Raw genomic sequence first — 22,215 nt, 5'->3', positions numbered from 1 at the left:
ACGCCGGCGGGGCTGATTTGGCCTCATGCGCCGGCCGGGCTGGTTCGCCTCAAGCGCCGGCGGGGCTGGGTTCGCCTCATGCGCCGGCGGGGCTGATTTGGCCTCATGCGCCGGCGGGGCTGATTTGGCCTCATGCGCCGGCCGGGCTGGTTCGCCTCATGCGCCGGCCGGGCTGGTTCGCCTCAAGCGCTGGCCGGGCTGGGTGGCCTCATGCGTCGGCGGGGCTGATTGCCTCAGGGGCGCGGGCTGATTTGGCTTGGGAAGTGTTTGGTCGGTGTTGGGGGTTGGGTGTGGGTCAGGGGTTGGTTTTGGGGGTGTGGGCGACCGTGGCCAGGGAGATGGTTACGTAGCGGGTGGCGATTTGTTGGGGGGTCAGGGGGCCTGTGGGGCGGTACCAGTTGGCTACGGCCTGGCAGCTCGTGATGACGGCGCGGCCGGCGTCGATCGGGTATGGGGTGGTGAACTCGCCCAGGGCCACGCCGTCTCGGACCGCGTCGTGCATCAGGGCTTCGAGTTCGTCGCGCATCGCGATGTAGCGGGCCCGGTTGTCGGGTTCGAGGCTGCGCATCTCGGTGTCCAGGAAGGCCAGCGGCGCGCGGTTCGCCATGTACAGCACGATGCACTCGACCAGTGCGGCGAACCGCGCGGAGGGTGTGTCGTCGGCCTCGGCGAGGGCGCCCCGACAGCGACCGAGTGCGGCGTTCATCGAGCCGATCAGCAACTCGACCAGCAGCGCCTGCTTGTTCCGGTAGTGGTAGTACAGCGCCGGCACCGTCACCCCCACCCGGCGGGCGATGTCGCGCACGGTCGTCCCGTGATACCCGTGCTCGTCGAACGCGGCGAGCGAAGCGGCCAGGATCGGCGGCAACGACAGCGGACCGTACGCGCGCCAATCGGTGTGGCCGTCGGCACGTAGGTCCGCCGCGAGTGGCTCCGCCATGGGTCCTGCTCCTGAATTCGCACACGGGCTCCGGCCGTTCCGAAGCACGTTCGTGTTGGTGGTCGGTGTGCCGACGGTCGTTCGCTCCGCGATCCGGCCGAACTCGGCCGCGCCGCGCGGGATTTCGGGCCGCCGCTCAGCCGCCGATCTGTTGCAGCGTCTTGACCAGTTCGGCGAAGCCGATGCCGACCTCGTCCAGCACGCGCAGCAGCGCGGGCGGCGGGTCGCCGATCTGCCGGTTGAGCGGACCCACCCGGCCCGGAACGCTCGCCAGGTCGCCGCCGCGGAAGCGCGACTCGGGGTCGGCCGGGGGACGTATCTGGTAGCTGCGCCAGTTCCGGGCGGGCCAGTTCAGCAGTGTCAGGTCGGGCGCGTGCCAGGCCATGAAGGCCCACCGGCGCTCGTTGCCGGCCTGGATCAGTACCGGCTCGCCGTACTGCGCCAGACGCGTCGCGGCCACCGCCGCGATCGGGACCGGGTTGCCGAACGAGCCGGTGATCCGCCAGATCCCGTCCTCGATGCCGGCGACCCAGCCGTGCGCGGCGAACTCCTCGATCGCGTCGGCGTACGGGCCGTCCTCGGCGGGTGCGGCCGGGACCGGCTCGGCGTCGTGGGAGGGGACGTACAGCGGCGCCGGCGACGGCACGGCCGGCGGAGTCGGGGCCGCTGTCGGAGTCGGGGCCGGCGGGCGCGGAGTCGCCAGCGGCGCGGGCGCCGTCTCGACCGGGCGCGGCGGCGCGACCGCGCGCACCGGTGCGGGTGTCGCGGAGCGCGGCTCGGGCGTGGGTTCCGGGCGGGCGGTGGGCCGGGTCTCGCTCGGTCGAGCGGCGGCGGCCGGGCTGTACGCGAAGACCACCGCGGAGTGCAGCACGCTGCCGTCGGCGCGGGTGACGCTGCCCCGCACGGCCGGCCCCTGGCCCGCCGCGGGCGGGAAGCCGGCGCTCGAGGCGCCGCTCGGGATGATGCCCAACTCCCGCCAGGAGCCCGGCGATCCGTCGGCCGAGGTGCTCACCGTGACCGGCTCGCGGGCGGCCTCGGCCAGCACCACGCGCAGTCCCGCGCCGTCCGCCCGGGCGCCGAGCAGTACGAGTTCGGCGCCGGCCGCGACGCCGCGCAGCGCGTCCAGGCCGGCGACCGAGGTGGTCCGGCCCTCGCCGAGCGACAGCGCCGGACCGCCGGCGGTCCGCACCGCGAGGTCGAGGCCGCCGCCGGCCGCCGCGGTGCCGGCGAACCCGGCGCGGGTCAGATCGGCGTTCCCGGTCAGCGCGAACCACCGGTCGCCGATCCGCCACTGCGCGAACCGGCCGTGTACCAGCTGCTGTTCGGGCAACACGAGCACCTCGGCGGGACGACCGCCGAGTGCGGTGCGCAACATCGCGCCGGTGTGGCCCGACCAGTTCTCGTGCACCCCCAGCAGCACCCGCGCGGGAGCCAGGCGGGCGATCAACTCGCGCAGCGTGTCGCCCGCCGGATCCACGGCCGGCGCGTACACGTGCAGTTCCTCCACCGGGCCGGCCGGCACCTGGTCCAGCAGCGAACGGTCGAGGTTGTCCAGCAGTCGTGCGTCGGGCCCGGGCGTCTCGTCCGCCAGGATGTGCCGCTCGGTCAGCAGCGCGGCGATCTCGCGCAGATACTCGCCCGCCCACGGGGCCATCGCGACCCCGGCCGCCTCGGGCAGCTTGTCCAGCCAGTCGGCGACATCGGCCAGCAACGCGTTGGACGCGTCGTCCTCGGTCTCGACCACCGTCCACAACCGGTCCTCGCCCGCCCAGCCGGGCAGTGCGGGGGTGCCGCCGCCGATCGCGATCCGGCACGCGTGCTCGCCGAGCAGTACGACCAGCTTGGCGCGCAGGCCACCGGGACACACCGTGGGCGCGTAGAGGTAGTCCAGACCCGCGCCGCGCACCTCGCGGGGGTCGTGCGCCTCCTGCGCGGCGTCCCCGAGGATCGCGACGCGGGCGGAGAGGCCGCGGGCGAGGGGGACGGCGACGCGCTCCAGGAAGGGCAGGTCGACGTTCAGGCCGAGGAACAGGGCCTCGTGCAGGGCGGCGCCGTCGGTGCGCTCGCGCCATTCCCGCAGGAGCGTGACGGGGGATGCGGATCGGGTGTGCTGCGACGCGGTCATATGTCGATGTCCAAGGTCGTTCGTCCCGAGGGAATGGCGTGCGGGTGCGGCTCGCGGAGGTGGTCGGTGGAGCCTTCGACACGGTTTCGATGGTAGGCCCGGTCGCGGATCGGTGGCGGCCGGCCGACGCCCGATCGAGCGCGCCTCGGAGCGGCGCCGGTCGGCGTGCGGGCCGCGCGGGTCATCCGAAACCACCTTCCTCGTCGCGAGGATCATCGCAGGAGTCGGCGTCGGCGATGGCCGAGGACCCACGTTGTGGGCACCACCCGGGCGCGCGGCACCCCCGTGTTCTTGTCGCAGACCCGACTGCCTGAGATATTAGTCCCAGCCGGCATGGGAGTGTCCGGTCCCGTCGGGATCGACACGCGGGTCGTCGGATTCCGTGAACCGGTCGCGGCACCGGCTTGCCGATCTTCGCCGATCCTCGTCGCCGAGCGGAATACGGCCCGGATCCGAGGAGAATCCGGACATGACGCCGAGCCCGACAGCGCGTACCAAGAGCCGGACCGCCCTCGCCCGGGAGACGATCCGAGGCCGCATCCTGCGCCTGGAGATGCCGCCCGGGACGGTGTTCAGCGAAGGGGATCTGGCCACCGCCCTGGACATGGGCAAGACGCCGGTGCGCGAGGCGCTCAATCTGCTCACCCACGAGAGCCTGGTCGCGGTCGCGCCGCATTCTGGCTACCTGGTCATGCCGGTCACCCTGCGCGACATCCGGGAACTGCTCGAACTGCGGCTGACGATCGAGACGTTGGCGGCCCGACTGGCGGCCGGCCGGCGCGATGCGGAGGGGCTGCGCGGCTTGCCCGAGGCGGCGCGGGCGTGGCGGCGCACGGTGCTGGCCGGCGGGTCGACGGCGGGGGGGACGTCCGGGTCGGCTCCCGGGGCGGCACCCGACGCGCGTCCCGCTGCGGATCTCGATGCGACGTCCGGGCCGGCGGCGGGGGCCGGGGGGCGTGTGGGGGCCGGGTTCGCGTCCGTGCCGCTCGGGTGGCTGGGGTTCGGCGCCGCGCTCGCCGAACGGGCCGGCAACGGGCGGGCGGCCGAGATCGAGGACTACGTGCTGCGCCACCAGTTGCGCCACCTGTGCCTGGCCGCCGTACTCGGCGAGCCGACCTGGCCGGCACCCGACCACGGGCCGCTGAGCGCGGCACTGGCGGCGGGCGACCAGGACGGTGCCGCCGCCGCCGTCGAGGACGGCATCCGGGCACTGGGCGCGGCCGTGTTCGGCGCCTTGGTGCCGCCGGTCGCCGCGCATCTGGGCCGCGGCAACGGCGACGGCTGCGCCGCCGAGCTGCCGGTCGACCTGCTCGACCTGGACCTGGGCACCCTGCTTCGCGCCGGGGCCCGCTGAGTCGTCGCCCGCCGAGCCGGCGCCCGTCGAGTGCCCGCCCGCCGAGCCGCCGGCCGGGGCCGGGTCGGGTACGGGCGCCGCCGCGCGTCGGTGCGGCGATCGGGTCCGGTCACGGTCCCGACGCGGAGCCGGCGATGTTCACGTCCAGGAGCGCGTCACTGGAGAGCAACGTGTCCAGCACCCGCTCGCGGCATCCACTCAGCCGGGTGTGCACCGCGTGCCGGGCCGCGTCCGGGTCGCCCGCCGCGAGCGCGTCCAGCAGCGGCGCGTCGTCGCCGGCGATCGAGCGCGGATGCGGCCCGTCGGCGGCCACGCACAGGCGGAGCAGCCGATGGTGGGCGTGCAGGGTCCCGCCCAACACGCGGCGCAGATGTCGATTGCCCGCCAGCTCGCCGAGCAGCAGGTGCAGCCGGGTGTATCGGTCCAGCCACGCGTCCGTGCCCTCGACCGGCCCCGCGCTCCGTACCCACGCGCTCTCGCGGGCCATCGGCGCGGTCACCTCGGCCGGCCGCCGGGCCACCGCCCCCGCCGCCTCCTGCTCCAGCACCCGATGCAGGTCGAACAATTCGCGCGCGGAGCGCAGGGTGACCCGGGAGACCCGGTAGCCGCTGCGCGGAAGCACCTCCACGAAACCGTCCTCGGCGAGCAGGGCGAGCGCCTCGTGCACGGGCGTCTTGCTCATGCCCAGTTCGCCGGCCACCGCCTTCTCGGTGAATCGTGCGCCGGGCGCGAGTTCCAGGTGCAACACCCGACGCCGGACCTCCCGGTACGCCGAGCCGGTCATCGACCCGGGCCGGCCCTCGCCGCCGGTGCGGTAGCCGGGCGGACTCGCATTCGCCATGACGCTCCTCACTGCCCGGCCGCGTCCCGGGGGCGCGACGGGCGTCGATTCGGGGTCGGGTGCATCGGTCGACTCGGGGCATGCCGAAGGTCGACCCGTCGGTCAGTAGAAGTGCCGCAGCTCCGGCCACAGGCGCGACCAGGGTTTCGCCGTGCCCGCGCACAGTTCGACCACCGCGTGTTGTTCCTCGTTGTCGACGCCCATGCCGTTGTCCACCCGAGTGACCAACCTGCAGCCGACGAAGTCCCGATATCTTCTGGTGACTTCGCCCTCGCGCACGACCACGACCGGGCCGTCGGCGCGGTCCGGCGGCGGGCCCCAGTCGGCGAACGACATGTGGCCCGAATACGGCTTCGGCAGCCCTCGGGCGGGACCGTATCGGTCCAGTGCGCCCGCCTCGCCGTAGTTGCCCGCGAACAGCACCGCCCGGTCGCGTTGTTCGGCCGGGATCTGCACCCAGGCCACCGCCGCCGCGTCGGCCAGTTCGGGCCAACCGATCTGCTCGCCCTGTTCCGGGTTGATCCCGATCACCGCGTTCACCCGGCCGACCGGCAGCAACGGCAGCGAGATCACCGCGCTCGTGACGGTGGCGACCACGAGCATCGAGCCGACCGGCAGCCGCCGACCCGGTCGGGACGCGGCCCATCGCACGGTCGGCTCGCAGCCGGCCGCGACCAGCACCAGGAGCAGCGGCAACGCGTAGTACGACTTGCCGCCGGAGCCGATCACCAGGACGCACAGGACCAGGTATCCGGGCAGTATCGAGCGAGCCCAGCGAAGCTCCGCCGAACGCCACAACCGCACCCCGCCGGCCACCCAGATCGGCACGAACAGCGGTGACAGGTAGGCGATTTGCAGCGGGACGAACAAGATCCGGTTCTCCACGCCGTCGTCCGTGCTGATCCCGCCGGCGACGGTGAACTGCGGCCAGTCGTGGCCGGCCTGCCAGATCAGGCCGGGGGCGCTGAGCAGGACCGCGACCGCGACGCCGGCCCCGAGCAGGCGGCTGCGCAGCACCTCGCGCGGGCCGACCGCGAGCAGCCCGACGAGCAGGGCCACCACGAGATAGCCGACCAGGTACTTGTTCAGCATCGCGCCGCCGACGGCCGCTCCCACCGCGAGCCACCAGCGCCCGTCGCCGGTGCGCAGCAGCCGCAGCAGGAACCACGCCACCAGGAGCCAGGCGAGGATGTCCAGCGTCGCGGTGGACCACAGGTGGCCGACGCCCAGCACGATCCCGGAGGTGGCGGCGCAGGCCGCGGCGAGCAACTGGCCGGTCCGGCCGCTTCCGAACTCGCGTGCCATCAGCGCGACGACCAGGACGGTCGCCGCGCACGCGAGCGCGGCGAATATCCGCAGGTCCTGCGGCTGGTCCCCGAACAACTCGCCGGACGCGCGGGCGAGCAGCGGCGTGAGCGGGGGTTGGTCGACGTAGCCCCACGCGAGATGTCGGCCGGCCACCACGAAGTACAGCTCGTCGCGATGGAAGCCGTAGCGCCCGGACAGTGCCACCTGCACCGCGAAGACCGCGATCATGATCAGCACGATCGGTCGCTTCGCGAGCGGCGGCAGCGCGGGCGGTACCGGTGCGGGGAGCAGCGGTTCGGCCGACGTGCGTTTCTCCACACGGCTCATTCCGTCATGGTGCCGGATCCGGGGTCGGTACGGCAGAGACTCGCGTGCGGGTCCATACAACGAGTCGGGATCGAATTCCGGGGTCGACGGCCTCGATTCGGCGGAACCCGAGATGTCCGTTTGCCGGCGCCGTGACCGAATCCGGCCCACGGCGTCGATCGGGGGTGGCCTGCCATGGGCACGCGGGGTTCGGATCGCCGGGTCGCCGCCCGGTATCGGCTGCACGAACAGCTCGGCGCCGGGGCATGGGGGTGGTGCGGCGGGCGACCGACGAGCTGCTGCACGTCGGGGTCGCGATCAAGCAGGTGAGCATCGGCCGCCGGTTGCCGGAGGCGGAACGCGAGCAGTGGGTGGCCTGGGCCATGCGGGTGGCCCGGCCGAACCGATTCCGGGTCTGTCGGCCAAGGACCCGGCCCGGCGCCCGGACGCGGACCGGCTCCGGACGCGGACCGGCTCCGGGAACTGCCCGCGGCGAACGTGCCGGACAGCGGCGCACGCGACATCGCCCGACGCCCGGCCGCCCCCATCGCGCGATCGGCGGGTGCCGAATCGACGGCCGAGGAGCCCGCCTCCGTCGAACCGCCGGCGCCGACCGGGCCCGCGTCGCCGCCGTCGGTCCCGGGCGCGTCGGCCGTGACCCCACTGCCCGGCGCGCCGCCCGGCCCGGCCGGCCGTGCGGGGGCCGGCTTCGGTGGGGGCACGAGCGGACCGGCCGAGCCCGCCGAGCAATCGACCGGTCCGCTCGGGCCGTGCTCACCAACTCCCTTGTCGTGTAAGGGAGATAACCCGACCACACCCGAAATCCCGACACCCGCGACGGGCCCTTCTGCTGCTACGGTGACTCCCGACCGTCCGGACGGTCCGGGCGATTCGGGAGCGGGAACGGGGGCGCGCCGGTGCGCGATCGACTACTGGACGCGGTGGAGCGAATACTGGTCCGGGACGGTGTGGAGGCGGTCCGTCTGGATGCGGTGGCCCGTGAGGCCGGCGTCAGCAAGGGCGGCCTGCTGCATCACTTCCCGAGCAAACAGGAACTGGTACGCGGCGTGGTCGAGCGGCTCGCCGACCGGTTCGACGAGGTGCTGCCCGAACCGGGTTGCCCACCGGGTGCGTTCACGCTGGCCTGGCTGGACGCGAGCATTCCCGGGCAATCCCCGACCGGGGACCGCAGCGGTATCGACCGCGTACCGCTCGCGCTGGTCGCCGCGGCCGGCGGCCCCGAGGTGCTCGGGTGCCTGCGCGAGCGATACGCGCACTGGCAGCGCCGCCTCGCTCGGGACGGCCTGGAACCGGCCGTCGCCGACCTGGTTCGGATGGCCGTGGACGGCTGGTGGATGGCCCGGTTGCTCGACCTGGGAGTCCCGCACGACGAAGCGCACAACGATCTGCGGGCCCGGTTGGTCGAGTTGATCCGCAGCAACGGCGGCGCACCGTGATCGCGGGCCTGCCGGTCGACGGTGTCGCGGTGCCCCACCCGAGTGGCGGAACGAGCCGTGGGTAGCACGTCCGAGCGCCGGCCCGGCGCCGGCCTGATGTGCTTCACCCGGGTCTCGATGACCATCGCGGACGTGGGCTTCCTGCTCTACTGGACGGTCACTCTGTTCGCGCTGATCCCGGCCGAGTACGCGTACAAGGACTACGCCGATCCGGTGATCAGCGACTGGAACTACTCGTTCGTGTTGCTCGACCTCGCCGCAGGGCTGACCGGGCCGGCCGCGCTGTGCCTGGGCCGGCGCACCGCGACCGGCAACGCCCATCCGCTGATGCTGATCTCGCTCGTTTTGACCAGCACCGCGGGCCTCCAGGCCGTCGCGTTCTGGGCGCTGCGCGGCGACTTCGCCCTCGAATGGTGGGCGCCGAACCTGTTCCTGCTGCTGTTCCCACTTCCCGCGATCACCGTGCTGGTACGACGTACGGCGCTCGTCGGGCCCTGAGCGACCCGGGTAACGTCGCGGTGCGAGGCGCGGCCGGCCTCGCACCGCGACCGCACTCCGCCCCCGCCTCGCCCGAGGAGACCACGACGTGTCCAAGACCCCCGAGATCGGTGCCCCGGCACCGGACTTCACCCTCGACGCGGTTCACCTGACCGACGGCGAGGCCCGCCGCGAACCGCTGACCCTGTCCGGCCAACTCGGCCGTCCCCTGGTGCTGGCCTTCTACCCCGGCGACGACACGGCGGTCTGCACCAGGCAACTGTGCTCGTACTCCTCCGGCTTCGAACAGTTCGTCGACCTGGATGCCACCGTCTGGGGCATCAGCCCACAGGACCTGGACAGCCACGAGAAATTCGCCCGCAAGCACAACCTGCGGATGCCCCTGCTCGCCGACACCGACCACAGGGCGATCGACTCCTACGGCATCGGCCTGGGCAGTAACGCCCTCCGTCGAGCCGTCTTCATCATCGACGCCCAGGGCATCCTCCGTTGGAAACACGTCGCCCTGGTCGGCCTCACCTACCGAGGCATGGACACCCTGACCGCCCAACTGAAACTCCTGCGCGGCTGAGCGACGGCGCCCGGATGCCGGGTGTTCAGAAGTTCAGGGGTTGGATGAACGTGGGGGCGCCCTCCGAGGGACCGCCGCTGATCAGGCCGACGCCGGTGGAGCCGATGTGGACCGGGCCGCCGGAGTCGCCGGCGGCGCCGGACTGGGTGCTGCGGACCAGGCCGGTGACGGCGCCCTCGGGGTAGTTGACGGTGACGTCGACGGCGTCGACGGTGCCGCACCGGGTGCCGCTGGAGGCGCCGGTGGCGCAGATCCGGTCGTGCAGTCGGGGTTTGGCGAAGCCGGTGATCCTGGTGGTGGAGTTGCCGTCGACGATGTCGCCGGCCAGCGGCAGGCCCTCGGCCGCGGGGATCACCGCCCAGTCGGCGTCGGGAAAGCGGTACTGGCCGACGGTGCCGATCAGGGAGCCGGTGCCGTCGTACCAGGTGGACGCGTCCCGGGCGCAATGGCCCGCCGTGGCGGTCGTGTTCGGGCGGTAGCCGTTGAAGCCGGCGGTGCAGATGAAGACCGTGCCGGTGAGCCCGCTGTAGATCGTGCTGCCGCCGTGGAACCCGTTCGGGGGGCGGGAGTTCGGGTCGGCGGCCGGGCCCCGGGCCAGCCGGGGGCGGATCGCCGCGCCGAGGTGGACGATGTCGACCGGCGCGGGCGTCAGTCGGGCGGTGGCGAGGAAGTTCGAGGTGGCCGGGTCGGCGGCGCCGCGCAGCATGCCGATGGTGAGTGTGCAGCGCTGGTGATCGACGTACCAGTACTGGCCGGCGCCGGCCAGGCCGTCCAGCGCGAGGCCGTCCAACCGGTGCTGGAGCGCGCGCAGTTGCTCCAGTCGGTCGACGAGGCAACCGGCGGCGGGCGGGTCGGCCGCCGCCGGTCCGGCCTGGGTGCTCAGCACGAGCGCGGCCGCTGCGGCCATCGACAACATCGAACGCGTCACGGTGGTCCGCTTCATGCCGGACACCGTACGGACCGACGCCCGGCGGAGGGCGGCCCACCGCGCCGGCGTCACCCGAACGGAGGATGCGATCCCCGCACGAGCACCGCGCCTTCGCGGCCGGGCGTGACGTGCGCCACCCGGGCGGATGGCGATCCGTACCGTCTTGCGCAACTCATGGAAGGTAAGGCTAACCTAAGCACGACCCCGGGGGTCGTGCCGAGCCCGACCCCCGTCCTTACTCGTGCCCGGAGCCCCACATGCCCTCATCTCATCGCTCGCTCGCGACCGCCCGGCGGCGCGTGGTTCGGCTGCTCGCCGTGGCGGGGGCGGCCGGATTGCTGCTCACCGGGTGCGGTTCCGACTCGGACTCCAAGTCGGACACCAAGCCCGCCGCGAACCAGAGCGGCGCCGCGCCGGCCGCCGGCGACTCGGCCGGCGGCACCCGCACCGTCAAGGACGCGACCGGCACCGCGGTCCAGGTGCCGGCGAGCCCCAAGCGCGTCGTGGTGCTCACCCAGGAGGACCTGGACGCGGTGCTCGCGCTCGGCGTCAAGCCGGTCGGCATCACCAACGGCCAGGGCCTGGACAAGCCGCCCGCCTACCTGACCGACAAGGTCAAGGGCATCGAGGTGGTCGGGAACCTGCTCCAGCCGGTGATGGACAAGGTGATCGCGGCCAAGCCGGACCTGATCCTGGCCGGCGACATGCAGGACGAGCAGGTGCTCAAGCAACTCCGCAGGATCACCCCGGCGACGCTGGTCACCATGGCCCCCACCGACGACTGGAAGTTGTCCTTCCGCGGCATCGGCAACGCGGTCAACAAGCTGGACCAGGCGAACAAGGTGATCACCGACTACGAGGCCAAGGCGAAGAAGACCGGCGAGGACCTGACCGCGAACAAGGGCGCCGCGGTGAGCATCGTGCGCTGGAACCCGAACGGCCCGAGCTGGATGGAGAAGCGCCAGTTCGCCAGTGGCGTCGCGCTCGACATGGGGCTGACCCGGCCCAAGGCGCAGGACAAGGACGGCAACGCGCACACTCCCGCGTTGAGCCTGGAGAAGATCGCCGAGATCGACGGTGACTGGCTGTTCCTGGGCACGCTCACCGCGGACGGCGCGAGCGCGCTCAAGGAGGTCCAGGAGAAGCCGGCGTACAAGGAGTTGAACGTGGTCAAGAAGAACCACGTGGTCACCGTGGACGGTTCGGTGTGGTCCACCCGAGGCGGTCCGCTGGCCGCCGACGTGGTGCTCGGCGACATCGCGAAGGCGCTGTCCGCCACCTCCTGATCCGCCGCCGTCCGACCCGCCGGCATCGGCCGCGACCGGCCCCGGGACGCGCAACGCGCCCCGGGGCCGCCGCCGTTGCGGGCCCGCGTCCGTCCGACCGCCCCGTTCGTCCTCGCGCAGAAAGCCGACCATCATGGACACCCCGATCCTGCACGCGCTGACCGAGGCGGTCGCCGCCGGCCGAGCCGACGCCGGCGCCGAGTTCTGGGCCCGGGTCGAGGCGGTCGGCGCCCCGTTGGTCGAGCCGGATCCGGCCGACCCCGGGCAGCGCCTGGTCACCTTCGTGTGGCGGGACGACCCGACGGCGCCCGCCCGGGACGTGCTCGCGCTGCTGCACACGTTCACCGACCGGGACCGGCACGCGGGTGATCTGACGCCGCATCTGATGCGCCGACTGCCCGGCACCGACGTGTGGGCGCTCACCCATCGGCTGCCCGCCGACCTGCGCGCGTCGTACCAGTTCTTCGTCGGCACCGGGGCTCGCGCGCAACTGCTGCGCACCGATCGGGCCGCCTGGCTGGGCGTGTTGGACGGCGCGGTGCCCGACCCGTACAACCACGCGCCCACGCTGGCCGCGCGGGACGGCCGCAATCCGTCCTCGGTGCTGGCGCTGCCGGACGCGCCCGCGCAGCCGTGGGTGCGCCGCCGGCCGGGCGTGCCGCGCGGCTCGCGTCTGGACACCACGGTGGCCGGACGCCGGGTGAGCGTGCTCGTACCCGCCGGCGTCCGCCCGGAGCCCTTCCGGGTCGCCGTATTCCTTGACGGCGAGGTCTGGGGCTCGGTGCTCGACATCGGCGACACGCTGGACAACCTGCATGCCGAGGGCCGGATTCCGCCGACCCTCGCGCTGCTCGTGGACACCATGGGTCGGGATCGGCGGATCGCCGACCTGACCTGTAGCGAGGCGTTCGTGGATTGGTTGGCGGACGTGTTGTTGCCGTGGGCCGGTCGGCACTACGGGTTCGACCCCGATCCCGCGCACACCGTGGTCGTCGGCCAGAGCGCGGGCGGCCTGACCGCCGCCTTCGCGGCCCTGCACCGGCCGGACCGGTTCGGCAACGTGCTGTCCCAGTCCGGGTCGTTCTGGTGGCCCGACCCGGACGAGGGCAACGACGGCCCCGAGTGGTTGACCCGGCGGTTCGCGACGACCGAACGGCTGCCGATCCGGTTCCACGTCGAGGTGGGGTTGCTGGAGTGGATGCTGGTCGCCGAGAACCGACGCCTGCGGGATGTCCTGCTCGAACGCGGCTACCCACTCACCTACACCGAGTTCGACGGCGGCCACGACTACGCCTGCTGGCGCGGCGGGCTCGCCGTCGGACTCGTCGGACTGCTGTCAGCCTCGGCCGGAGGCTGAGGCGCCGGCCGCCTCGGGGTCCGGGTCGGTGGCCCGCCCCGGACGGTTCGGCGCCGGGCCGGGGTCGGTGGCCGCTCCCGCGTGGTTCGGCTCCGGGTCGGGGTCGGCGGTCGGTTCCGCGTCGTCGTCCCCGAACGGCGGTGGAGCCGGCGCCTCGCGGGGCAACCGCAGCGCGAACACCGCACCGATCGCGACCAGTACGGCGGTGACCCAGATCGCCGCGCGGTACGGCCCGGGCGAACTCGCGTCGTGCCCCGACCCGCCGCCCGCCTCGATCACCGCGGCGCCGACCGCGATCCCGAGCGAACCGCCCAGCGTGCGCACGATGGTGAATAGGGCCATCGCGTGGCCCATGTCCGGCGGCTCGATCTCGCCGAACCCGGCGATCTGCACGGTCAGCACGGCGGTGCCCAGCACCAGCCCGACGGCGAACATCAACACCCGTACCGCCCAGGCGTTGTCGGCGACCCCGGGCAGCGCGAGCGCGCCGAACACCAGCGCGGCCGACAACAACGCGGGCGTGGCCAGCCGCCGAGGGCCCAGCCGGGGCAACAACCGGTCGACCACCTGGGACGCGAACATCAGCCCGACCGCCTCGGGGAAGACCCCCAGGCCCGCGTCCAGCGCGGAGGCGCCGAGCGCCGCCTGGTACAGCAGCGGGAAGACGAACAACACGCCCATCAGCCCGGCCGAGGTGAGCAGGGCCAGCGCGCCGGCCGCGCCGAACGCCCGATCACTCAGCAGTCGAAGTCGCAACAACGGTTCGGCGGAGCGAAGTTGGTGGGCGACGGCGACCACCAGCAGGACCAGGCCGAGGACTCCCGAGACCGCGATGGCCGGCGAACTCCAGCCCTGCGACGGCCCGAAGCCGAGCGCGTAGGTGAGCAGCCCGAGCGTCGGCGTGGTGAGCCAGAACCCGATCCGGTCGAACGGCCCGCGCACTCCCTCCCGATGCTCGCGCAGCCCGAACAGGCCGAGCAACACGGCGGCCGTGCCGATCGGCACGTTGACCAGGAACAGCCAGTGCCAGGACAGGTGCTCGGTCAGGAACCCGCCCAGCGGCGGACCCAGCGCGGGCATCAGCGCGGTCGGCACGATCAACCACTTGGCCAGCTTCATCCGCTCGTGCGGCGCGAACGCGGTGAACAGGATGGTCATCCCGACCGGCGTCAACAGCCCGCCCGCCAGGCCCTGTACGACGCGGGCCAGCACCAGGGGGACCAGGTCCCGGGACAACCCGCAGGCGGCCGACGCGGCGGTGAACACGGCGAGCGAGCCGAGGAAGACCCGCTTGGTACCGAAACGATCGCTCAACCGCCCGGCGACCGGCAGCGCGACCACCAGGGCGACCAGGAACGCGATTTCCACCGTGTTCGCGGCCACCGCGGGCCGGTCGAAGTCCTCCGCGATGGTCAGCAGCGCCGGATTGACGATCGTCGAATCCAGGCCGTTCATGCACATCGCCGCGGTGTAGACGACGATCACGACCCACCCGGCGGCACGCTTGGCGGTCGCCGGTGCCGCCGGTGCCGCTGGTGTCGTGGGTGCGGCCGGTTCGGGGTGGTGCGCGGTCACCGCGCGGCCGGGCCGAGGTCGGTCCAGTGCCCGGTGACCCAGTCCAGCGCCGCCGAGCGCGCACACGGCCCGTGCACGCCGGTCCAGCCCTCCGGCACGGCGGCGAAGTCGGGCCACAACGAGTGTTGCCCGAGGTCGTTCACCAGCACCAGGAAGTCGCCCGTGTCGTCGTCGAACGGGTTCGGCGGGGTGTCGTGGTCACGAGGGGTCATGGGAGTGGCTCTCCAACTCGGTGAGGCGGTCCCGGACCACACGCGCGATCTGCGCGATCGGGCCGGGCAGGGTCATGTCCTTGTGTGAGCAGGCCACGTTCGTGTTGTCGATCCGACCGCTCACGTACGGGGCCCAGGTGTCGGGGGTGAGGGTCTCGTCGATGGTGTCCACGGTGGCCCGGAAGAACAGCACGTCGCCGCGGAACACCCGGTGGTCGAAGCCGCGGACCAGGTGATTGGTGTTGAGGTAGATGTCGTTGAGCGCCTCGATCGTGGCCTCGTCCAGCCCGGCCAGCGGGCTGCCCTCGCGGCGCAACACCGCGATCACCTCGGCGAGTTCGAGGGGCGCCCCGGCCAGGATCTCCGGTCCGTAGCCGCCCATGGTGAGCAGCGCCTCCAGCGCCTCTGCCAGATCGGGCACGGGCAACTCGCGAAAACCCTCGGCCGGATACGCGTCCAGGATCGCGAGCAACTCCACCTCGTGGCCCGACTCCTGGAGCCGGGTGGCCATCGCGTGCGCGATGATTCCGCCGGTCGACCAGCCGAGCAGCCGGTACGGGCCGTCCCCGTGCACCTCGCGCAGCCGGTCGACGTAGTGCGCGGCCAATTCCTCCAGCGTCTCGGGCAGCGGCTCGCCGGCGGTCGCCGGGCCCACGCCCTGGGCCTGGAGGCCGTACAGCGGCATTTCCGCCGGCAGGTTGCGGATCAGGCCCGCATAGCACCAGGACAGACCGCCGGCCGGATGCACGCAGAACAGCGGCGCCCGCTCCCGGTCCGCCGCCGCCGACCCGGCGGGGCGCAGCGCCAGCAGCACGTCCAGCGCGTCGGCGCGTTCCGTCGCCTCCAACGCGGCGTCCAGGCCGGCGGCAGTGGGCGCCTGGAAGATCGTGCCGATACCCACGTCCGCGCCCAGGGCCGACCTGATCCGCCCGGCCAGTCGCACCGCGAGCAGCGAATGCCCGCCCAGGTCGAAGAAGTTGTCGTGCACACCGACCGAGGGCACCCCGAGCACGTCGGCGATCAACGCGCACAAGCGTTCCTCGCGCGGTCCGCGCGGGGCCCGACCGGCGGTGCTCGCGGCGGTGTGTTCCGGGCGTGGCAGCGCCTTGCGGTCCAGCTTGCCGTTCGCGGTCAGCGGCAGTCGGTCGAGCACGACCACGGCCGACGGCACCATGTGCGTGGGCAGGGTCGCGGCGGCGTACTCGCGCAGGGCGGGCCCGTCCAGGGACGGCGCGGCGACCACGTAGCCCACGAGTCGTTTGTCGCCGGGAGTGTCCTCGCGCAACACCACGGCCGCGTCGAAGACTTCCGGATGGGCCGCCAAGACCGCCTCGATCTCGCCGAGTTCGACCCGGAAGCCGCGAATCTTGACCTGCTGGTCGGCCCGGCCGAGGTAGTCCAGGGTGCTGTCCGCGCGGCGCCGGGCCAGGTCGCCGGAGCGATACATCCGGGCCCCCCGCTCGCCGAACCGGGCCGCGTGCGGATCCGCCACGAAGCGGCCCGCGGTGAGCGCGTGCCGACCCAGATAGCCGCGCGCGAGGCCCTCGCCGGCCACGTACATCTCCCCGGTCACCCCGGGCGGGACCGGCTGGAGCCGATGGTCGAGCACATACACCCGCAAATCAGGGATGTTCACCCCGATCGTGCTCGCCGTGCCGGCGGCGGCCGACGCGCGGTCCAACGGGTGGTAGGACACGTGCACCGTGGTCTCGGTGATGCCGTACATGTTCACCAACCGCGGCGCGTCGTCGGCGTGCCGCTCGTACCAGTCGGCGAGCCGGGCCGGCTCCAGCGCCTCGCCACCGAAGACCACGTAGCGCAGCGCCAGTTCGCGCCCGGGGCGCTCCCGATCGGCGGCCACCAGTTGGTGGAACGCGGACGGTGTCTGGTTGAGCACGGTGACCCGCTCCCGGGCGAGCAGGTCGAGGAACTCGGCCGGATCGCGGCTGACCAGGTGCGGCACCACGACCAGCCGGCCACCGAACAGCAGCGCGCCCCACAGTTCCCAGACCGAGAAGTCGAACGCGTAGGAGTGGAACAGGGTCCAGACGTCGTCCGGACCGAAGCCGAACCAGTGGTCGGTCGCGGTGAACAGTCGGGCCACGTTGTGATGGGTGACGGGCACTCCCTTGGGCTGACCGGTGGATCCGGAGGTGTAGATCACGTACACCGGATCGCTCGCCCGCAGCGGGCGCTTGCGCTGGTGCTGACCCAGGTCCGAACTCGGATAGGCGTCCGCGTCCTTGCCGTCCACCGCGATCCGGGGCAGGTCGTGCGCGGGCAACCGGCGGGCGGTCGCCGAGTCGGTGAGCAGGACGACGGGCTCGGCGTCGTCGAGCATGTAGGCGAGCCGATCGGCCGGGTAGTCCGGGTCGAGCGGCAGGTAGGCGGCGCCCGCCTTGGCGACCGCGAGCAGGGCCACCACCAACTCGGGCGAACGCGGCAGCGCGAGCGCGACGATGTCGCCGGGGCCGATGTCCCGGGCGACCAGTAGCCGGGCCAGGCGGTTGGCCCGGGCGGAGAGTTCGGCGTGGCTCAGCGACAGGCCCGCGCAACTCACCGCGATCCGCTCGGGATGCGTCCGGGCGGCCTGTTCGTAGCGGGCGACCAGGGTGGCCGACGCGGTCGCCGTGGCGGTGGGGCCGGCGTTCCACTCGACCAGGGCGCGGTGCCGCTCGGCCTCGTCCAGCAGCGGCAGCGCGTCGATCGGCGCGTCCGGGTCGGCGACGGCGGCGGTGAGCAGCGCGGCGAGTCGCCGGGACAGGCCCAGCACGGTGGCCCGGTCGAACAGGTCGGTGCGGAACTCCACGAACCCGCCCACGCCGCGCCCGGGTTGCTCGCCCACGTTCAAGGTGAGGTCGAACTTGGCGGTCCCGGACGGCACCGCGGTCATCCGCGCGGTCAGCGGGCCGAGCGCGAACTCGGTGTCGGGCAACGACTGCCACGCGATCAGCACCTGGAACAGCGGGTGCCGGGCCGGCGAGCGCGGCGGATTGAGCTCGTCCACGACCCGGTCGAACGGCACGTCGGCGTGGTCGTACCCGGCCAGGGTCGCGGTGCGCACGCGGTCCAGCAGTTTGCGGAAGCTCGGCGCGCCGGAGGTGTCGGCGCGCAGGACCAGGGTGTTGACGAAGAACCCGACCAGGTCGGCGGTCGCGTCGTCGTCGCGGCCCGCGACCGGGATGCCCAGCGGGATGTCGGTGCCGCAGCCGTGCCGGGTGAGCAGCGCGGCCAAGGCGGCCTGGACGGCCGTGAACACGCTGGTGCCGCTCTCCCGGGCCAACTCGGCGAGCCCGGCGTGCGCGGTGGCATCGAGGTGGAACGGCACGGTGTCGCCCGCGTACGAGGCAATCTGCGGGCGGGGTCGGTCGGTGGGCAGGTCGAGTTCGTCCGGCAGACCGGCGAGGGTGCGCTTCCAGAAGTCGAGTTGCCGGGCGGCCAGGGGGGTGGGCGAGGTGGGACCACCGAGCAGGCGGGCCTGCCACGCGACATGGTCCGGGTAGCGCACCGGCAGCGGCGTGAACTCCGGTGCGCGACCGGCGACCCGGGCCGCGTAGGCGGTGGCCAGGTCACGCGCGAGCGGTGTGGTGGACGCGCCGTCGCCGGCTATGTGATGCAACACCAGGACCAGCGTGTGGGTGTGCTCGTCGGTGCGGAACAGGGTGCCGCGCAGGGGAGGTTCGACCGCGAGGTCGAAGCGGTGGCGCACGGCGTCGGCGATCGATTCGCCCGGCGCGGCGAGATGCAGCTCGGGACGGGCCCGGTCCACGGTCAGGATGCGCTGGTAGGGCTCGCCCGTCTCGCACACCTCCCCCGACGAGTCTGCTGCGCCCGCCTCGCCCGGCGTGCCCGCCGCGCCCGCCTCGGCCGGTTTCGGCGCTTGGCTCGGTGTCTCCTCGTCACCGACCATCGGGTAGACGGTGCGCAGCGTCTCGTGCCGGGCCACGAGGTCGACCAGCGCATGTTCGAGCGCGGAGTGCTCCAGCGGGCCGGTCAGGGTCAGGACGAGCGGGATGTTGTAGGTCGGACTGGGGCCTTCGAGCCGGTACATGAACCACAACCGCTGCTGCGCGGCGGACAGCGGCAGCCGGTCGGCGGGATGCGCCACCGGCTCCAGCACCGGGCGCGATTGCGGCGCGCTCCCGGACCGGACGAGTTCGGCCAGGCCCGCCGGCGTCGGCCGGCGGAACACGTCGGCCAGACCGATCGGTGCCTCGAAACTCTCCCGGGCCCGGGCGGCCAGTCGCGCGGCGAGCAGCGAATGGCCGCCCAGCTCGAAGAAGTCGGCGTCTCGGGCCGGTTGTTCGGCCAATTCCAGGACGGCCGCGAACAGATCGCAGATGATCTCCTCGTGCAGTCCGCGAGGTCCCTCCCGCAGACCGGGCGCGCTCGACGCCGGGTCCGGCAGCGCGCGCTGGTCGATCTTGTCGTTGGCGGTGCGCGGCAGCGCGGACAACACGAGCACCGCCGCCGGCACCATGTGCTCGGGCAACCGGGCGGCCAGGTGGGCTCGGAGCGCCTCGGGCGCCGGAGCGCGCCCGGCGACGGGGACGACGTAGCCCAGCAGGCGCTTGCCGTGCGCCGCGTCCCGGGCGATCACCGCGGCCTGCGCGATGTCCGGGTGGGCGGCCAACACCGCCTGGATCTCGCCGGGTTCGATCCGGAAGCCGCGGATCTTGACCTGTTCGTCGGCCCGGCCCAGCAGTTCGAGGGTGCCGTCCGCGCGGCGCCGGGCCAGGTCGCCGGTGCGGTACATCCGGGCACCCGGATCGCCGTGCGTGGCGCCGAACGGGTCGGCGACGAACCGCTCGGCGGTCAGGTCGGGCCGGTTCAGGTAGCCGCGAGCCAGGCAGGCGCCGGCGATGTGAAGTTCCCCGGTGACGCCGACGGGGGTGGGGCGCAGCGAGGCGTCCAGGACGTAGGCGCGCGAGGCCCGGACCGGCCCGCCGGTGCCGTCCGGGCCCCAGAAGTAGGCGTCGACGGTGGTTTCGGTGGGTCCGTACAGGTTGATCGGTCGGCTGCCCGGGATCGCGGCGAGCCGTCGCCACAGCGGCTCGGCGACGCTCTCGCCGCCGACCACCAGCACGGCCGGGTGGTGCCGGTCGGGTGCGTCCAGGCCCTCGGCGAGCAGTGCCTCGGCGTAGGTGGGCGTCACGTCCAGGTAGTCGATCCGGTGTTCGTGCAGGTAGCCGAGCAGGGCGAGCGGATCGCGGTAGCCGGCGTCGTCGAGCAGGTGCAGCTCGTGGCCGTGCACCATCCACAACACCGGGTCCCACGAGGCGTCGAACGCGAACGACGCGCTGTGCGCGATCCGCAGCCGGGCGCGGCCGGTGCGCTCGACGGCGGGCGCGATGTGGTCGGTGGCGTGGCTCTCGTAGAGGTTGGCGAGCGAGGCGTGGGTGACCGCGACACCCTTGGGCCGGCCGGTCGAGCCGGAGGTGTGGATCACATACGCGCTCTGCCCCGGGCGGGGCGGCTGCGGGGCCCGATCCGGGCGCGCGGCCAGTCGGGTACGGGTGGCCGGATCGTCCAACAGCACGGTGGGGATGCTGTGTTCGGGCAGCGCCGCGATCGTGTCGGCGGCGGCGATCAGGCAGCCCGGGGTGGTGTCGGCGAGCACGTCGCGGATCCGCCGGGCCGGGTGGCCGAGATCGAGGAACTGGCAGACGCCGCCGGCCTTGAGTACGCCGAGGAGGGCGACCACGGTGTCCGCGCCCCGGTGCAGCGCGACGGCCACCGGGATCTCGGCGGTCACCCCGATCGCGATCAGCTCGTGGGCAAGGCGGTTGGCGGCCGACTCGATCTCGGCGAATGTGCGGGTGTCCGCGCCGGCGCGGACCGCGACGGCGTTCGGGGTGCGGGCGGCTTGGCGGGAGTACGCCTCGGGCAGGGTGAGGTCGGCGGGCGGTTCGGCGCGGCCGGCGGTGGCCCGGGCGACCTCGGCGGGGGTGAGCAGGTCGATCCGGCCGATCGGCCGCTCGGGTGCCTCGTGCAGCAGCTCGACGAGTGCGTCGAGGTAGCGCAGCACGCCGAGTTCGTGACCGGCCAGGTCGTCGGGGGAGTAGCGCGCGGGATGGGCGTCCAGATCGATGCGCAGGCCGCCGTCGGCGGTCGGGACCACGCCGACGGCCAGGTCGTCCACCGGGCCGGCGGCCAGGTTGTGCACCCGGCCCACGGCTTCGCCCAGGGCCAGGTCGCCTTCGAACGCCTTGATGTTGACCATCGGTCCGTACAGCGGGCGGCCCCGGCCCGACGCGCCCGGTTCGCGCAGCAGGTCCTCCTGGCGGAACCGCTGGTGACGGCGCACGGCGCGCAGTTCGAGCACGACTCGGCGCAGCAACTCGGGCGCGGTGTCCCGGGGTTGTACGCGCACTCGCAACGGCAGGATGTTGACCGTCATCGCCGGGGTGCGCAGTGCGGTGGGGCTGCGTCGATTCAGCAGCGGGAGGCCGAGCACGATCTCCCGGGCGCCGGTGGTGCGGTGCAGATAGCCGGCGGTGGCCGCGATGAGCAGTTCGGCCCAGGTGGCCCGGGCGATCGAGGCGGCCTCGGTCAGGCGCGCGGTGCGGGCCGGCGTGAGTTCGACGCTGCGACGCAGGATCGGGCCGGTGGGCAGGGGAGTTGCCGGTTCCCGGGTGAGGGTGACCGGTTCGGGGTGATCGGCGAGGCGATCGAGCCAGAAAGCGCGGTCGGTGTCGTACGCTTCGCTCCCTCGGTAGTCGGCCTCCTCCGCGACCAGTTGGCGCAGGGTGCCGAACGGGTTGGGGGTGGGCCGAACTTGGCGGGTGAGCGCGGTGTACGACTCGGCGACGCGGCGGTCGATCAGGGCGAGCGCGTAGGCGTCCACCGCGATGTGATGCACGCGCCGGTACCACCAGTGCAGTTCGTCGGCGAGCCGGAACACGGCGTGGGTGACCAGCGGGCCGGTGGTCGGGTCGACGGCGCGGGCCAGGTCGTCGTACAGCCACGCCCGGGCCTCGGCCGCCGGGTCCCGCGCGGTGCGCAGGTCGAGCAGGTGCACCGGGTGTTCGTGGTCGGTGACGCGTTGGGCCGGGGTGCCGTCGGTGCCGGTCACCACCAACAGACGCAAGGTCTCGGCCTCGGCGCCGACGCGGCGCAACACCCGGGCGAACAGCTCGGCGTCCAGCGGGCCGCGGATCTCGACCCGATCGCCGGTGTTGTAACCGGGGTCGTCCGGCATCAGGGCCTGCGCGTAGACGATGCCGGCCTGGGCGGCGAGCAGTGGCAGGCGGGCGGAGCCGGTGTCGGTCCCGGCGCCCGGGTGCGGGTGACCGGTACGGGCCGGCACGGGCGCCTCGGTCTCGGCGGGATCCGGAACGGTGGTCTCGGCCTGGTGGGGACGCATGGTGTGGAGACTCCCGGGGCGCGACGACGACAGACGGCACGTACCGGTCCCCGGCACGTGAAGTTAGGTAAGCCTAAGCTATCTTCCGGGG

The 22,215-nt window shown here is 73.2% G+C and carries 14 protein-coding genes; 6 read left to right on the top strand and 8 right to left on the bottom strand.

Annotated features, from left to right (window positions below; translation table 11 throughout):
• Window positions 1-295: 295 nt before the first annotated feature.
• Window positions 296-940, bottom strand: coding sequence for a TetR/AcrR family transcriptional regulator (locus tag ACFXMF_RS13290; protein ID WP_360320729.1), 645 nt, complete (start codon window positions 938-940; stop codon window positions 296-298).
• A 136-nt stretch (window positions 941-1,076) separates the two neighbouring features.
• Window positions 1,077-3,065 (bottom strand): hypothetical protein, encoded by a 1,989-nt coding sequence (locus ACFXMF_RS13285; protein WP_379992302.1) that lies wholly within the window; start codon window positions 3,063-3,065, stop codon window positions 1,077-1,079.
• Window positions 3,066-3,534: 469 nt separating this feature from the next.
• Between ACFXMF_RS13285 and ACFXMF_RS13280 the strand changes: the two genes are divergently transcribed.
• Entirely contained in the window at window positions 3,535-4,419 is an 885-nt protein-coding gene (locus ACFXMF_RS13280; RefSeq protein WP_379992303.1) for a GntR family transcriptional regulator, read from the top strand.
• Window positions 4,420-4,528: 109 nt separating this feature from the next.
• Here the strand turns inward: ACFXMF_RS13280 and ACFXMF_RS13275 are convergent, their stop codons facing one another.
• Window positions 4,529-5,260, bottom strand: a complete 732-nt coding sequence (locus ACFXMF_RS13275; protein ID WP_360320720.1) for a GntR family transcriptional regulator — start codon at window positions 5,258-5,260, stop codon at window positions 4,529-4,531.
• A gap of 102 nt (window positions 5,261-5,362) precedes the next feature.
• Entirely contained in the window at window positions 5,363-6,895 is a 1,533-nt protein-coding gene (locus tag ACFXMF_RS13270; RefSeq protein ID WP_379992304.1) for an ArnT family glycosyltransferase, read from the bottom strand.
• Between the two features lie 896 nt (window positions 6,896-7,791).
• On the opposite strand from ACFXMF_RS13270, the gene ACFXMF_RS13265 reads away from it, so the two are divergent.
• The 3 genes from ACFXMF_RS13265 to ACFXMF_RS13255 all read left to right on the top strand — a co-directional run bounded on the left by ACFXMF_RS13265 (window position 7,792) and on the right by ACFXMF_RS13255 (window position 9,400).
• On the top strand, window positions 7,792-8,331 hold the full coding sequence (locus ACFXMF_RS13265) for a TetR/AcrR family transcriptional regulator (RefSeq protein ID WP_360320714.1): 540 nt from the start codon (window positions 7,792-7,794) through the stop codon (window positions 8,329-8,331).
• Window positions 8,332-8,388: 57 nt separating this feature from the next.
• Window positions 8,389-8,829 carry a DUF5360 family protein gene (locus ACFXMF_RS13260; RefSeq protein ID WP_360320711.1) on the top strand — a complete coding sequence of 147 codons (441 nt, stop codon included), beginning with the start codon at window positions 8,389-8,391 and terminating at the stop codon, window positions 8,827-8,829.
• Window positions 8,830-8,917: 88 nt separating this feature from the next.
• The gene (locus ACFXMF_RS13255) at window positions 8,918-9,400 is read left to right on the top strand and encodes a peroxiredoxin (protein WP_380017991.1); all 483 of its coding nucleotides are present in this window, start codon (window positions 8,918-8,920) and stop codon (window positions 9,398-9,400) included.
• A 25-nt stretch (window positions 9,401-9,425) separates the two neighbouring features.
• Here ACFXMF_RS13255 and ACFXMF_RS13250 read toward each other — a convergent pair whose 3' ends face one another.
• Window positions 9,426-10,343, bottom strand: coding sequence for a S1 family peptidase (locus ACFXMF_RS13250; RefSeq protein WP_379992797.1), 918 nt, complete (start codon window positions 10,341-10,343; stop codon window positions 9,426-9,428).
• A 242-nt stretch (window positions 10,344-10,585) separates the two neighbouring features.
• On the opposite strand from ACFXMF_RS13250, the gene ACFXMF_RS13245 reads away from it, so the two are divergent.
• Together ACFXMF_RS13245 and fes are read left to right on the top strand one after the other, a co-directional pair.
• A complete protein-coding gene (locus ACFXMF_RS13245) occupies window positions 10,586-11,614 on the top strand; it encodes an ABC transporter substrate-binding protein (RefSeq protein WP_360320702.1) in 1,029 nt (342 codons plus the stop codon).
• A 133-nt stretch (window positions 11,615-11,747) separates the two neighbouring features.
• Window positions 11,748-12,971 carry an enterochelin esterase gene (fes, locus tag ACFXMF_RS13240; protein ID WP_379988641.1) on the top strand — a complete coding sequence of 408 codons (1,224 nt, stop codon included), beginning with the start codon at window positions 11,748-11,750 and terminating at the stop codon, window positions 12,969-12,971.
• Here fes and ACFXMF_RS13235 read toward each other — a convergent pair.
• From ACFXMF_RS13235 to ACFXMF_RS13225, 3 genes are all read right to left on the bottom strand, one after another.
• A complete protein-coding gene (locus ACFXMF_RS13235; protein ID WP_379988642.1) occupies window positions 12,951-14,432 on the bottom strand; it encodes a DHA2 family efflux MFS transporter permease subunit in 1,482 nt (493 codons plus the stop codon). The genes fes and ACFXMF_RS13235 overlap by 21 nt on opposite strands.
• 110 nt (window positions 14,433-14,542) lie before the next feature.
• Window positions 14,543-14,758 carry an MbtH family protein gene (locus tag ACFXMF_RS13230; protein ID WP_360320693.1) on the bottom strand — a complete coding sequence of 72 codons (216 nt, stop codon included), beginning with the start codon at window positions 14,756-14,758 and terminating at the stop codon, window positions 14,543-14,545.
• The gene (locus tag ACFXMF_RS13225) at window positions 14,745-22,124 is read right to left on the bottom strand and encodes an amino acid adenylation domain-containing protein (RefSeq protein ID WP_379988626.1); all 7,380 of its coding nucleotides are present in this window, start codon (window positions 22,122-22,124) and stop codon (window positions 14,745-14,747) included. Before ACFXMF_RS13225 ends, ACFXMF_RS13230 begins: the two co-directional genes overlap by 14 nt.
• Between the last annotated feature and the right edge of the window lie 91 nt (window positions 22,125-22,215).

This window comes from Embleya sp. NPDC059213 (genome assembly GCF_042754445.1).
Lineage (GTDB): Bacteria > Actinomycetota > Actinomycetes > Streptomycetales > Streptomycetaceae > Embleya.
The sequence above is the reverse complement of the archived record's forward strand: the minus strand, read 5'-3'. Positions and strand labels throughout refer to the sequence as shown.

What these genes read in the sequence shown, in the direction of transcription:
- ACFXMF_RS13290 (WP_360320729.1), bottom strand. Translation starts at nt 940, where the DNA reads ATGGCGGAGCCACTCGCGGCGGACCTACGTGCCGACGGCCACACCGAT.
- ACFXMF_RS13285 (WP_379992302.1), bottom strand. Translation starts at nt 3,065, where the DNA reads ATGACCGCGTCGCAGCACACCCGATCCGCATCCCCCGTCACGCTCCTG.
- ACFXMF_RS13280 (WP_379992303.1), top strand. Translation starts at nt 3,535, where the DNA reads ATGACGCCGAGCCCGACAGCGCGTACCAAGAGCCGGACCGCCCTCGCC.
- ACFXMF_RS13275 (WP_360320720.1), bottom strand. Translation starts at nt 5,260, where the DNA reads ATGGCGAATGCGAGTCCGCCCGGCTACCGCACCGGCGGCGAGGGCCGG.
- ACFXMF_RS13270 (WP_379992304.1), bottom strand. Translation starts at nt 6,895, where the DNA reads ATGAGCCGTGTGGAGAAACGCACGTCGGCCGAACCGCTGCTCCCCGCA.
- ACFXMF_RS13250 (WP_379992797.1), bottom strand. Translation starts at nt 10,343, where the DNA reads ATGAAGCGGACCACCGTGACGCGTTCGATGTTGTCGATGGCCGCAGCG.
- ACFXMF_RS13245 (WP_360320702.1), top strand. Translation starts at nt 10,586, where the DNA reads ATGCCCTCATCTCATCGCTCGCTCGCGACCGCCCGGCGGCGCGTGGTT.
- fes (WP_379988641.1), top strand. Translation starts at nt 11,748, where the DNA reads ATGGACACCCCGATCCTGCACGCGCTGACCGAGGCGGTCGCCGCCGGC.
- ACFXMF_RS13235 (WP_379988642.1), bottom strand. Translation starts at nt 14,432, where the DNA reads ATGTGCATGAACGGCCTGGATTCGACGATCGTCAATCCGGCGCTGCTG.
- ACFXMF_RS13230 (WP_360320693.1), bottom strand. Translation starts at nt 14,758, where the DNA reads ATGACCCCTCGTGACCACGACACCCCGCCGAACCCGTTCGACGACGAC.
- ACFXMF_RS13225 (WP_379988626.1), bottom strand. Translation starts at nt 22,124, where the DNA reads ATGCGTCCCCACCAGGCCGAGACCACCGTTCCGGATCCCGCCGAGACC.